Source organism: Nocardia acidivorans NBRC 108247 (assembly GCF_001625085.1).
Classification (GTDB): domain Bacteria; phylum Actinomycetota; class Actinomycetes; order Mycobacteriales; family Mycobacteriaceae; genus Nocardia; species Nocardia acidivorans.
The window spans coordinates 1-12,422 of the sequence record NZ_BDAW01000126.1 but is presented as its reverse complement, the minus strand read 5'-3'; the positions used below and the strand labels follow the sequence as shown (position 1 = coordinate 12,422).

The 12,422-nt window shown below is 68.4% G+C and carries 10 protein-coding genes; 8 read left to right on the top strand and 2 right to left on the bottom strand.

Annotation, left to right across the window (positions count from 1 at the left end; translation table 11 throughout):
• Nucleotides 1–622, bottom strand: a 622-nt coding sequence (locus NA10_RS34680; RefSeq protein ID WP_157556980.1) for an AMP-binding protein, incomplete at its 3' end; no start/stop codon positions are given.
• 416 nt (nucleotides 623–1,038) lie between these two features.
• On the opposite strand from NA10_RS34680, the gene NA10_RS34675 reads away from it, so the two are divergent.
• The 5 genes from NA10_RS34675 (at nucleotide 1,039) to NA10_RS34655 (ending at nucleotide 7,077) form a co-directional block, all read left to right on the top strand.
• Nucleotides 1,039–2,592 (top strand): peptide ABC transporter substrate-binding protein, encoded by a 1,554-nt coding sequence (locus tag NA10_RS34675; RefSeq protein ID WP_067574942.1) that lies wholly within the window; start codon nucleotides 1,039–1,041, stop codon nucleotides 2,590–2,592.
• Nucleotides 2,593–2,653: 61 nt separating this feature from the next.
• Nucleotides 2,654–3,580 (top strand): ABC transporter permease, encoded by a 927-nt coding sequence (locus tag NA10_RS34670; RefSeq protein WP_067574941.1) that lies wholly within the window; start codon nucleotides 2,654–2,656, stop codon nucleotides 3,578–3,580.
• Nucleotides 3,573–4,532, top strand: a complete 960-nt coding sequence (locus NA10_RS34665; RefSeq protein ID WP_067574940.1) for an ABC transporter permease — start codon at nucleotides 3,573–3,575, stop codon at nucleotides 4,530–4,532. The genes NA10_RS34670 and NA10_RS34665 overlap by 8 nt, the downstream gene beginning before the upstream one ends.
• Before the next feature lie 5 nt (nucleotides 4,533–4,537).
• Nucleotides 4,538–6,226 (top strand): dipeptide ABC transporter ATP-binding protein, encoded by a 1,689-nt coding sequence (locus NA10_RS34660; RefSeq protein ID WP_067574943.1) that lies wholly within the window; start codon nucleotides 4,538–4,540, stop codon nucleotides 6,224–6,226.
• A 104-nt stretch (nucleotides 6,227–6,330) separates the two neighbouring features.
• On the top strand, nucleotides 6,331–7,077 hold the full coding sequence (locus NA10_RS34655; protein WP_067574939.1) for a Fic family protein: 747 nt from the start codon (nucleotides 6,331–6,333) through the stop codon (nucleotides 7,075–7,077).
• 360 nt (nucleotides 7,078–7,437) lie between these two features.
• Here the strand turns inward: NA10_RS34655 and NA10_RS34650 are convergent, their stop codons facing one another.
• Nucleotides 7,438–8,247 (bottom strand): HAD-IB family hydrolase, encoded by an 810-nt coding sequence (locus NA10_RS34650; RefSeq protein ID WP_084515686.1) that lies wholly within the window; start codon nucleotides 8,245–8,247, stop codon nucleotides 7,438–7,440.
• Between the two features lie 372 nt (nucleotides 8,248–8,619).
• Here NA10_RS34650 and ssd point away from each other — a divergent pair, with 372 nt between their 5' ends.
• From ssd to NA10_RS34635, 3 genes are all read left to right on the top strand, one after another.
• Entirely contained in the window at nucleotides 8,620–10,023 is a 1,404-nt protein-coding gene (gene ssd / locus NA10_RS34645; protein ID WP_067574937.1) for a septum site-determining protein Ssd, read from the top strand.
• Complete coding sequence (locus NA10_RS34640) at nucleotides 10,020–11,204, top strand: TadA family conjugal transfer-associated ATPase (RefSeq protein WP_067574936.1); 1,185 nt, start codon at nucleotides 10,020–10,022, stop codon at nucleotides 11,202–11,204. The genes ssd and NA10_RS34640 overlap by 4 nt, the downstream gene beginning before the upstream one ends.
• Before the next feature lie 253 nt (nucleotides 11,205–11,457).
• Nucleotides 11,458–12,270 carry a type II secretion system F family protein gene (locus NA10_RS34635; RefSeq protein ID WP_067574935.1) on the top strand — a complete coding sequence of 271 codons (813 nt, stop codon included), beginning with the start codon at nucleotides 11,458–11,460 and terminating at the stop codon, nucleotides 12,268–12,270.
• The last annotated feature ends 152 nt before the right edge of the window (nucleotides 12,271–12,422 follow it).

Sequence of the window (12,422 nt, the reverse complement as noted above, 5' to 3'; positions counted from 1 at the left end):
CCCCTTCGGCGAGCGCCTCATCCACCGCGCTCTTGAGCGGGGCGGGCTTACCGCGCCGCCACTGCCCGTCGGTGGTGATGACCAGCCGGGCCGCCGCGTCGTCCACGCGCTGGCGCAGGGCGCTGGGGGAGAAGCCCGCGAAGACCACCGAATGCGTCAGTCCCAGGCGGGCGCAGGCCAGCATGGACACGATCGCCTCGGGGACCATCGGCATGTAGATGGCGACGCGGTCCCCGGCGACGAGGCCGAGGGCGGTCAGGTAGTTGGCGGCGCGGGACACCTCGGCCAGCAGTTCGGCGTAGGTGATGGCGCGGGAATCGCCGGGTTCGCCCTCCCAGTGGATGGCGACCTGTTCGCCGTGCCCGTCCAGCACATGCCGGTCGACGCAGTTGTAGGCCACGTTCAGCTTGCCGCCTACGAACCATTTGGCGAACGGCGCGTCATCCCAGTCCAGCACCCGGGTCCAGGGCTCGGCCCAGTGCAGGCGCCGCGCCTGGTCGGCCCAGAAGCCCTCGCGATCGGCGGCGGCCTGCTCGTAGAGAGAGGCGTCGGCGTTGGCGGAGGCGGCGAACTCAGCGCTCGGTGGATAGGCATCCAGGTGATCGGCGGTGGTTTCGGTCATCTCTCTCTTCTTCTCTCGCGCGTGCAGGCCGCGGGGTGACCGCGGCCACGTTCGACCCTAACCGAGTGTGACCAGGGGCGGGTGCGGCTGTCACCTTCGGTCTCACTCGGCGGGGGAACGATCCCAGTCGCCGCGTGACCGAATCATGAACGTCCCTTTCGTCGCATTGTGCAAAGTGTCAGGTGCGACCCCCGGATCGCACCGGTCATGTTGCCGGATTGCTAACAAGGCGAACAATCCCGTTTCGAACCGCTGAAATCTGCGTGTCGGACGGTTACTGTCCGTTTCACCCAAGGCGGATCGTGGATAGCGCTGAAGGACCTTCGGCGCGTTTCACCGTCCCCTCGCCATTTCCGGAAACCGGGAGAAACGCGTTGAGAATCAAGACGATAACCACGCTGGCGGCGGCAGCGTTGATGGCCACGAGCTTCGCGCTGACCGGCTGTTCATCCGGAGGCGGTGACAGCTCCGACCTCGTCACGGTCAATGGCGGCGAACCACAGAACCCGTTGGTGCCCACCAATGTCAACGAGAATATGGGCGGCCGCGTGGTGGACCGGCTGTGGGCCGGCCTGAAGTACTACGACGCCAGCGGCAAGGCCTCCAATGAAGTGGCGCAGTCGATCGACACCACCGATCGCCAGCACTACAAGGTCACGCTCAAGGACTGGAAGTTCACCGACGGCACCGCGGTGACCGCGAAATCCTTCGTCGACGCCTGGAATTACGGTGCGCTGGGCACCAACGGCCAGCTGCAGAACGCGGCCTTCGCCGAAATCGCCGGGTACGACGACGTTTCGGCGGATCCGCCCAAGGCGCGGACGCTTTCGGGGCTGAAGGTGATCGACGACAAGACCTTCACCATCGACCTCAAAGAGCCCTCGATCGACTTCGAACTCGAGCTCGGCTACGCGCCGTTCTACCCCATGCCGGAGGCATTCTTCAAGGACACCAAGGGATTCGGCGAACACCCGATCGGCAACGGCCCGTACAAGTTCTCCGACTGGCAGCACAATGTGCAGATCGACCTCCTGCCCAACCCGGACTATCACGGCGGCCGCCCTGCGAAGAACAAGGGCCTGCGCTTCGTGATGTACCAGTCCTACGAGACCGCCTACGCGGATCTGCAGGCCGGTAACCTCGACGCGCTCGACATCATCCCGGACAGCGCGCTGGCCACCTACAAACAGGATCTCGGCGACCGCGCCATCCAGCATCCGATCGCCTACAGCCAGCACATCGGCATCCAGCCGACGGTCGCGCACTTCGGCGGCCCGGAGGGCGTACTGCGGCGCAAGGCCATCTCGATGGCGATCAACCGGGATCAGATCGCGGACAACGTCTTCCACGGCACCCGCGTGGCCTGCCAGGACTTCACCGCCTTCACCCTGCCCGGCTTCCGCGGCGGCCTGCCCGGCTCGGAGGTGCTGAAGTTCAACCCGGACGAGGCCAAGAAGCTGTGGGCGCAGGCGAACGCCATCTCGCCGTGGTCGGGCACCTACCAGATCAGCTACAACGCCGACGGCGGCCATCAGGCCTGGATCGAAGCGGTGGCCAACAGCGTCAAGAACACCCTCGGCATCGACGCGGTCGGCGTGCCCTACCCGACCTTCAAGAGCATTCGCGACGAGGTCACCAACAAGACCATCGGCAAGGCCTTCCGCTACGGCTGGCAGGGCGACTACCCGTCGATGTTCGAATTCCTGACCCAGCTGTACCTGACCGGTTCCGGCTCCAACAACACCCAGTACTCCAACCCGGAGTTCGACCAACTGCTGACCAAGGCCCAGGCCGCCGCCACCCCGGAGGCCGCCTACGACATCCTGGCCCAGGCGCAGACGGTGCTGTTCCGCGATATGGCCGATATCCCGATCTTCGACTACAACGTCGCGGCCGGGCGCTCGGGCAAGGTGAAGAAGGCCGAGGTCAGCTGGTCCGGCCTGTTCGACTTCGAGAACATCGAAAAGTAAACCGCCACACGGGGGTCGCGCGCTGACACCGCGCGGCCCCCGCCGCTCATTGGAGTGAAACATGGCTTGGTATGTCGTGCGGCGGCTGCTCCAGATGATCCCGGTCTTCCTCGGGGCGACGTTCCTCATCTACGCGATGGTGTTCCTGATTCCGGGCGATCCGATTCAGGCCCTCGCGGGCGAGAAGAAGATGACCCCGGCGGTGGAGGCGGCGCTGCGCGCTCGCTACCACCTGGATCAGCCGTTCTTCATTCAGTACCTGGAATTCCTGAAAGGCATTGTCACCCTTGACTTCGGGACCTCGTTCTCCGGGCGACCCGTCCGCGACGAACTGGCCCGCGCCTTCCCCATCACCTTCCGGCTGGCCGTCATGGCGGTGGCCATCGAGTTCGTGTTCGGCGTGGCCTTCGGCCTGGTCGCCGGACTCCGCAAGGGAAAACTCTTCGACTCCACCATGCTCGTGCTCAGCCTGATCATCATCGCCGTACCGATCTTCGTGGTCGGCTTCCTGGCGCAGTACCTGCTCGGCGTGAAATGGGGCATCGCACCGGTGACCGTGGGCGGGAAGGCGAGCTTCACCGACCTGCTGGTGCCGGCCTTCGTACTCGGCTCGCTCTCCTTCGCGTATGTCCTGCGCCTGACCCGGAACTCGGTGGCGGAGAACATGTCCGCCGATTACGTGCGCACCGCCACCGCCAAGGGCCTGAGCCGGCGGCGGGTGATCCTGGTGCACATCCTGCGCAACTCGCTCATCCCGGTCATCACCTTCGTCGGCACCGATCTCGGCTTCCTGATGGGCGGCGCGGTCGTCACCGAGGGCATCTTCAATATCCCGGGCGTGGGCGGAACGCTGTACCAGGCCATCACCCGCGGTGAACCGCCCACGGTGGTTGCCTTCGTGACCGTCCTGATCGTCATTCTGCTGCTCACCAATCTGATCGTCGACCTGCTCTACGCCGCACTCGATCCGAGGATCCGCTATGCCTGACCGCAAGCTCGGGGTATCCGAAATCCGGCCCGGCCAAGAGCATTTCGTCGCACCGCCGGACGAGGTGGAGGTGCTGGCCACCGATCGGCTCGACGAAACCGCCGCGCCCACCAGCGTCTGGCGGGAGGCATGGAAACAGTTGCGGCGCAACCCCATCTTCATCGTGGCCGCGCTGCTGATCCTGTTCATCGTGCTGGTCGCGGTCTGGCCGCAGCTGTTCACCGGCGTCGACCCGCGGTATTGCAGTGGCGATTTCAGCATGCATCGCCCGAGCAGCGGACATCCGTTCGGATACGACAAACAGGGTTGTGACATCTACGCCCGCACCATCTACGGGGCACGCGCCTCGGTGGCCACCGGACTCGGCGCGACCCTGCTGTTCGTCTTCATCGGCGGCACGCTCGGCGCGCTCGCCGGGTACTACGGCGGACTGCTGGACGCGGTCATCTCCCGCGTCGCGGAGATCTTCTTCGCTCTGCCGCTGACCCTGGCCGCCATCGTGCTCATGCAGCTGCTCGCCACCCGCACCATCTGGACGGTCATGCTGACGCTGGCGTCGTTCAGCTGGCCGCAGGCGGCCCGCATCGCACGCGGGGCGGTGATCCAATCGCGTAACAGCGAATACGTCACCGCCGCAAAGGCATTGGGGGTATCGCGATTCCGGACCCTGGTCCGGCATGTGCTGCCGAACGCGGTCAGTCCGCTGATCGTGGTCAGCACCATCTCGCTGGGCGTCTTCATCGTCACCGAGGCGACGCTGTCCTATCTGGGCGTCGGACTCTCCCGGCAGATCGTCTCCTGGGGATCCGATATCGCCGCGAACCAGAAGGAGATTCGCACCTCGGCCATCCTGTTCTATCCGGCGACCGCACTGGCGCTCACCGTGCTCAGCTTCATCATGCTCGGCGACGCGGTGAGTGACGCCCTGGATCCCAAGGCTCGGAAGAGGTGACGACCATGAACGAACCACTGCTCGAGGTCCGCGACCTGAATGTCTGCTTCACCTCGGAGGGCGCCCGGATTCCCGCCGTGCGCGGGGTGAACCTGTCGGTGTACCCGGGCCAGACCGTGGCCATCGTCGGCGAGTCCGGATCCGGCAAATCCACTACCGCGCATGCCATTATCGATCTGCTGCCCGGCAGCGGGGAGATCACCTCCGGCTCCATCATGTTCGGCGGCAAGGATCTGGCCAAGGCCTCCGAACGCGAGATCGTCGGCATCCGCGGCAAGGGCATCGGCTTCGTGCCGCAGGACCCGATGTCGAATCTGAATCCGGTGTGGAAGGTCGGCTTCCAGATCCGGGAGACCCTGGAGGCCAACGGGATCGCCACGGGCAAGGCCGCCAAACAGCGTGCGGTCGAACTGCTCACCGAGGCCGGAATGCCCGACGCCGAGCGGCGGGTCAACCAGTATCCGCACGAATTCTCCGGCGGTATGCGCCAGCGCGCCCTCATTGCTATCGGATTGTCCTGCCGCCCACAGCTTCTCATTGCCGACGAACCCACCTCGGCGCTGGATGTCACCGTGCAGCGACAGATCCTGGACCACCTCGACACCCTCACCAGTGAACTCGGCACCGCCGTACTGCTCATTACGCACGACCTCGGACTGGCGGCCGAGCGCGCCGAACACCTGGTGGTGATGTATCGCGGCAAGGTGGTGGAATCCGGTCCGGCACAACAGATTCTGCGCGAACCCCAGCATCTGTACACCAAGAAGCTGGTGAACTCCGCGCCGTCGCTGGCCTCGCAGCGGCTCTCCTCGGTACAGCAGCGCGCCGAGGTGCGCGCCCAGGCGGTACAGGTGGCCGGGCAGCTCGCCGAGACCGATACCGAATTGGTCGGTGCGCCCGATGAACTCCTGACCGTGCAGCATCTCACCAAGGTGTACAAGATCCGCGGCAGCACACCGTGGCAGTCCACCGAACTGGTCGCGGCCGACGATGTGTCGTTTCAGCTGCGGCGCGGCACCACCACCGCCATCGTCGGTGAATCCGGGTCCGGCAAATCCACCGTGGCCCAGATGGTGCTCGGTCTGCTCGAACCCACCTCGGGCAAGGTCACCTTCGACCGACGCGCGGTGACCGATCTGAAAGCCAAGGCCGCCTTGGCCTTCCGCCGCCGAGTGCAACCGGTCTTCCAGGATCCGTACGGCTCGCTGGATCCCATGTACTCCATCTACCGCACCATCGAGGAACCGCTGCGCACGCACCACATCGGCACCCCGAAGGAGCGCGAGGCCACCGTCCGCGATCTGCTCGACAAGGTCTCGCTCCCGGCCTCGGTCATGCGCCGCTATCCCAATGAGCTCTCCGGCGGTCAGCGTCAGCGGGTGGCCATCGCCCGCGCGCTCGCGCTCTCCCCGGAGCTGGTCGTCTGCGATGAGGCCGTCTCCGCGCTCGATGTGCTCGTCCAGGCCCAGATCCTGCAGCTGCTCAATCAACTCCAGGCCGAACTCGGCCTGTCCTACCTCTTCATCACCCACGATCTGGCCGTGGTGCGGCAGATCGCGGACAACGTGGTTGTCATGCAATCGGGAAAGGTGGTGGAGGCCGCACCGACCACCGAGGTCTTCGACAATCCGCAATCCCCCTACACACGGCGGCTGCTGGAGGCCATCCCCGGCCGGGATCTGCTCGTGAGCTGAGGCGAGCGGCGCGACCTCGCGGTGCTCTCGCACGGGCGAGCCGGTGTGCCGCGCGACCAAGGCGGCGATCGGGGGCCCGGCGCTCGCCAGTAGCCTCGTATCTCGTGACCGACCCGCTACAGCCACTCGTCGAACTGCCCGGTGTGAGCGAAGCCGCCGACAAGGCGCGTGACGCGCTGGCCGAGGTGCATCGGCACAAAGCGAATCGGCGCGGGTGGCCGACCACCGCCGCCGAGGCGGCGGTGCGCGCGGCGCGATCCTCGGCCGCCATCGAGGGCGGGACCATCGATCTGCCCGCCGACGGCAATGTCGAGGACCCGATTCTGGCCGGTGCGCTGCGGGTGGGCCAGGCTCTCGACGGTGATGCGCTGCGCACCCTGGTCGGGGTGTGGGAGCGCGCACCGTTGCAGGCGCTGGCCCGCCTGCATCTGCTCGCCGCGGCGGACATGGTCGAGGACCAGGAGCTGCTGGGCCGGCCGCGCAGTGTGCCGGGTGTGGCCGAACGGCTGGATCTGCTGGCGCAGACGGTGCTGACCACCAAGGCCCCGGCCCCGGTGATCGCGGCCATCGTGCACGGCGAGCTGCTGGCGCTGCGGCCCTTCGGCACCGGTGACGGCATTGTCGCGCGGGCCGCGTCACGTCTGGTCGCGGTGTCCAGTGGGCTGGATCCGCACAGCCTCGGCGTGCCCGAAGTGTTCTGGTTGCGACGCCGCCAGGCGTACTTGGACGCGGCCGCCGAATTCGGCATGGGCACCGCGACGGGGGTGGGCGGCTGGGTGATCTTCACCTGCGGTGCGCTGGAAGACGGTGCGCGTGAAGCCCGTTCGATCGCGGACTCGGCGTCGGGCTAGAAATCGGGGCGGTCCGGACGTCAAAGCGGGCGGCGTAGTCGCTGCTGCGACCTCACCGCCCGCGTAGCACGGATCGCCTGGTTACCAAGCGTGCTTCTCGGGTTGTGTCTACGGCCTCGGCGAGCTCTCCGGGTCCGGTGCGGATCATCCCCGCATGAGTTGCGAGGCATTACCGCCGAACCTCGGATAACGCAGGCCCACAACTACTCGTGCCCTTGTCGCGGCGTGCTCCGCGTGGGTGCCTGGTGTCCGTGCTGGGAAGGGTGGGTCGGGAAACCGGATCTTCTCTTCCGATCCGATCTTGGCCTTCCGTCCTTCCGTGCGTCCATTGTTACTCTGTGACGGCCTTCACATCAAGGGTCATCTGCGGCGACGCAACAGCCGGTAGCTCACCGCGCCGGCCGCCACCGCGCTCAAGGCGACCACGGCACTGGCCGCGACGGTGGTGGTGGAGGGCTGCGGAATCCGCGCCCACAGCGATACCGGATTGGAGAAGGCGAGCACCGGCCAGCCGCGTGCGGCCGCCTCCCTGCGCAATGCCCGATCCGGATTCACCGCGGTCGGATGCCCGACCGCGCTCAGCATCGGCAGATCGGTCACCGAATCGGAATAGGCGTAGCACTTGGACAGGTCGTATCCGTGTGTGGCGGAAAGCTTTTCGATCGCCTCCACCTTGCCCTCGCCATAGCAGTAGAACTCGACGTCGCCGGTGTACTTGTTGTCCTGCACCACCATCCGGGTGGCGGCGAAGTGGTCCGCGCCCAGCGCCTGCGCGATCGGGGCCACCATCTCCTCGCCCGAGGCGGAGACGATGATCACGTCGTGGCCCCGAATGCGGTGGTCCGCGATGAGATCCGCGGCCTCGGCGTAGATGAGCGGGTCCACGATGTCGTGCAGGGTCTCGGCGACCACCGAGCGCACCTGATCCACATCCCAGCCCGCGCACATGCGGGTCAGATGTTCGCGCATGCGCTCCATCTGGTCGTGGTCCGCGCCCGAGAGCAGGAACAGAAAATGCGCGTAACTGCTCTCCAGGACGGCACGACGGGAGAGCAGACCCTGGTCCAGGAACGGCTTGCTGAACACGAAGGCGCTCGACCTCGCGATCACCGTCTTGTCGAGATCGAAGAAGGCGGCGACTCGTCCGCGTTCGGCTGTCACGGTGCCCAGCTTATGTTTCCGTCGCGATGAGCGCGTGCCGCGGTGTGGTCGATGCCGGGTTTTTCCCGGTTGACCCGGGTTAGCCAGCGGGAAGCGGAGCCGTGTCGGCGGGAAAAAGACTTGCCCGGCGGACTTGCAAACCGGCCGGGGCTTGGGTGTAGTATCGCAGACACCTGGACTTGTTCCAGGCGCGTTCAGCCCGACCCCCCGGGGCTGAACCCGACGGCCCCAGCCTCCTCCCCCCCCGGCTGGGGCCGTCCTCTATTTCCGGACCGTTCTGTCCCACTTCATCACCCGGGTTTTTATCCACAGGCCGCGTGTTATCCACATTCGCCCCGGACCCCCTTTCGGCGCTCTCCGCACTGAGCGACGCTGACCTGCATGAAGTCATCGGCCGATCCCGCTCCCGGGCTGCTCGCCCTGCTCACCGACCCGCGTCTGCGTGATGAGGTCCGCCGTATCGCGGCCGCCGCCGACCGGCCCCTGGACGAGCGCACCCCACCGATCGCGCGGCACCCGTGGGCCGCCGCTCCCGTAATAGTCCTGGACACCGCCGCCGCCCGTTGCTGCGTATCCGCCGGCGCGGCCCGGCGGCCTGGAATCATCCTGGTGACAGCGGGCGAGCCGGGTTTGCCGGACTGGCAGACCGCCACCGAGATCGGGGCCGAACGTGTCCTTGCTCTCCCCGCCGGGGCGGATGCCCTGATAGCCGCTTTCACCGCCTCCGACCAGGCCGGATCGGGTGGTGGCGCGGTGCTCGCCATAGCCGGTGCGGGCGGTGGGGCGGGCGCCTCGACGCTCGCGGCGGCGGTTGCCCTGGTCGCCAGTGGCGGGGTCCGCCGCGGTTCGTCGAGTGCCCGGTCGCCGGGAGCTGAACCCGCCCGGCGTGAGCCCCTCCGTTCGCGCGCGGTACGGACGGCCGGGGGTCCGGACTACCCGCGATCGCCGAATACCGTTGTGCGAGAAGGATCTCGATCCGACGACCGCGCGGGCCGCGGCGGGCACGCTGCGGATTCCACGGTCGGCGGCCGCGATTCGAGGTTCGCGCCGCCTCGGGGAAGGCCGGATGCGGGGACCAGGTCACCCGGCGTACTGGGCCGCTCCGACGCCGAGCGGAGCCGGATCCACACGTTGCTGGTGGACGCGGACCCATTCGGCGGCGGAATCGATCTGCTGCTCGGCCTCGAACACGTCGCGGGGCTGCGCTGGCCGGATCTGGTGATCGAGGACGGCCGGGTCTCGGCCGCGGCGCTGCACGACGCGCTGCCCGGCATTGCCGGTACGGCGGTCCTTTCGTGCGGAAGAGGCTCGGCCGCAACCGAACTCACCCCCTCGGCAATGCGCGCGGTGGTCGAGGCGGGTCGCTCGGCGGGGGATCTGGTGATCTGTGACCTGTCCGCCGAGCGCGGCCCGCAGACCGAGGAGATTCTCGACGCCGCCGATCTGGTGGTCCTGGTGGTGCCGGCTCGGCTGCGCGCGATTGCCGCCGCGGAATCCGTGGCCGGTTATCTTGCGCGGCGAAATCCACACGTGCGCTTACTGGTTCGCGGACCTTCGCCGGGCGGCCTGCGCGGCCGGGAGATCTCCGAGACGCTGGCGCTGCCCTTGCTCGCGGCGCTGCCGCAGCAGCCGGGGCTGGCCGAACGCCTGGAACGCGGCGGACTCACCATTCGGCGGCGCGGCCCGCTGCGCACGGCGGCCGATCTCGTGCTCACCGAGTTGAGCCAGGGTATGCCCCCGCGGCCCAGTCGAATCGGCGCGCGGATGGCCGGAGCGGTGTCATGAGTGGGCTGATGACCGCCGAACTGCTCGACCGGGTGCGGGAGCGTTTGGCCGAGGGCGCTTGCGCGCCGGAGCCCGCACAGGTCGCGGCGGCCCTCCGCGCCGAGGCGGGCGGCATGCTCGGGGATACGGATCTGCTTCGGGCACTGCGGATACTGCAGACCGAGATGACCGGCGCCGGGGTGCTCGAGCCACTGCTGCACGATCCGGAAGTGGCCGATGTACTGGTCACCGCACCCGATGCGGTGTGGGTGGACCGCGGTCAGGGTTTGTGCCGCTCCCCGGTGTGCTTCCCGGACGAGGCCGCGGTCCGTCGGCTGGCGCAGCGTCTGGCCCTGTCCGCCGGACGGCGACTCGACGACGCGCAGCCGTGGGTCGACGGTCGGCTGTCCGGAACCGAAGCGGCCCTGGGGAATTCCTTCGGCGTCCGCCTGCACGCGGTGCTGTCGCCCATCGCGCACGGCGGGACCTGTCTGTCGCTGCGCGTGCTGCGCCCGGCCTCGCAGGGTTTGGCTGCCCTCGCCGCCGCGGGCGCGGTGGCTCCGGAGGCGAAAGCGCTGTTGCGGCGCATAATTCGTGCCCGGCTCGCCTTCCTGGTGGTCGGTGGAACCGGGGCCGGGAAGACGACGTTGCTGTCGGCCCTGCTCGCCGAGGTCGACCCGGCCGAGCGCATCATCTGTGTGGAGGACGCCGCCGAACTCGCTCCGCCGCACCCCCACGTGGTGCGCCTGGTGGCCCGCCCCGCCAATGTCGAGGGCGCGGGCGAGGTGACGGTCCGCGATCTGGTCCGGCAGGCCCTGCGTATGCGCCCCGACCGCATCGTGGTCGGTGAGGTCCGCGGCGCGGAGGTGGTGGACCTGCTCACCGCGTTGAACACCGGCCACGACGGCGGCGCCGGAACCGTGCACGCCAACTCACCCCGTGAGGTCCTCGCCCGCCTGGAGGCGCTGGCCGCGCTGGGCGGTATGTCCCGGGACGCCCTGCACAGCCAATTGGCCGCCGCCATCCAGGTGATCCTGCACGTGCACCGCCGCCCCGACGGCTCCCGCACGCTCCGGGAAATCGCCCTGGTCACCCCGGCCTCCGGCCGGGTCGAGATCGTCCCGGCCTGGACCGCCGACGCCCGCCCGGCACCTGCGGCCGCGCCCCTGCACCACCTGCTCACCGACCGAACCCCGCTGTAGTCAGCTCGATCCAGTTGTCCGACGGAAGGGAATGACCGATGAACACAGTGCCGAACGGCCCGGAGCCGCGGTCGTCCGCCGCACCGGCGGGACCGCCGCACAGTTGTGCGGACGCGCAGTGTGAGGCGCGAGATCAACGGTGCGGCAAATTGTTTCGGTGGCGGCACAGTCAGCCGCCCGGCCTACGACCGGGCTGGCGGAGCGGCTGTGGTGATCGTCGCGCGGATCCGCCACCACCGGAGGGCGGTGGCCGATGACGTCGCTTACCGGGCATACGGCTTCGATTCCGGTGTGCATCGCCCTGGCGCTGTTGGCGATTCCGGAGTCGGCCGCGCGCCGCCGCTTCGCGCGACTGTTCCAGCGCACCAGTCGGTTTCGCGGACCGAGCCGGGTGACCATGGTGCGGATCGCCGCGGTCTCGGCCCTGTCCTCGATGCTGCTGTTCGGTGTGGGTCCGCTGGTGGCCGCGATCGTGGTCGCGGGCACGCTGGCATCGCGCCGCCGCCGGGCTCGATCCGATCGTGTGCGTTCCGCGCAGAGCGTGCAGCTGCTGGAGGGGCTGGAGACGGTGATCGGCGAGCTCCGCATCGGCGCGCATCCGAGCGCGGCCGCCGAGATCGCCGCGGTGGAGACCACCGGACCGACCGCTCATGCCTTCGCGGTGAGCGCGGCCCGCAGTCGGCTCGGTGGTTCCGGTGCGGAGGCGTTCCGCCGCACCGCGACCGCCATTCCGGAGGAGCTGTCCCGGCTCGCGGAGGCCTGGCAGGTCGCCGATCGGCACGGTCTCGCACTGGCGGAGCTGCTCACCGCCACGCGGCTGGATCTGCTCGGCCGCAGACGTTTCCGCGACCGGACCCGGGCCGCGCTGGCCGGTGCCCGGGCCACCGCCGCGGTGCTGGCCCTGCTTCCGCTGCTCGGCATCGCGCTGGGGCAGCTGATGGGCGCGGCTCCGCTGTACGTGCTGTTCCGGTCGGCGGCCGGAGCCTGGCTGCTTCCGCTGGGCGCCACGCTGACCTGTGCCGGACTGCTCTGGACCGATGCCATCACCGCAAAGGTCCTGCGGTGAACGCGCTTTCGTGGGCGGGCGTGCTCACCGCGGCGGCGCTGTTGCTGGAGCCGGGGCGGATCGCGGCCCGGCGGCGGTTGACCCGCCTGCGAAACGCTGCCGCGCACGAGGTTTCGCGAGCGCGATGGGTACGCGGTCCGGCTGATCCGCTC

Bases quoted from the DNA above. Each gene is read 5' to 3' on its own strand.
- NA10_RS34675 (WP_067574942.1), top strand. From the start codon at position 1,039: ATGGCCACGAGCTTCGCGCTGACCGGCTGTTCATCCGGAGGCGGTGAC.
- NA10_RS34670 (WP_067574941.1), top strand. From the start codon at position 2,654: ATGGCTTGGTATGTCGTGCGGCGGCTGCTCCAGATGATCCCGGTCTTC.
- NA10_RS34665 (WP_067574940.1), top strand. From the start codon at position 3,573: ATGCCTGACCGCAAGCTCGGGGTATCCGAAATCCGGCCCGGCCAAGAG.
- NA10_RS34660 (WP_067574943.1), top strand. From the start codon at position 4,538: ATGAACGAACCACTGCTCGAGGTCCGCGACCTGAATGTCTGCTTCACC.
- ssd (WP_067574937.1), top strand. From the start codon at position 8,620: ATGAAGTCATCGGCCGATCCCGCTCCCGGGCTGCTCGCCCTGCTCACC.
- NA10_RS34640 (WP_067574936.1), top strand. From the start codon at position 10,020: ATGAGTGGGCTGATGACCGCCGAACTGCTCGACCGGGTGCGGGAGCGT.
- NA10_RS34635 (WP_067574935.1), top strand. From the start codon at position 11,458: ATGACGTCGCTTACCGGGCATACGGCTTCGATTCCGGTGTGCATCGCC.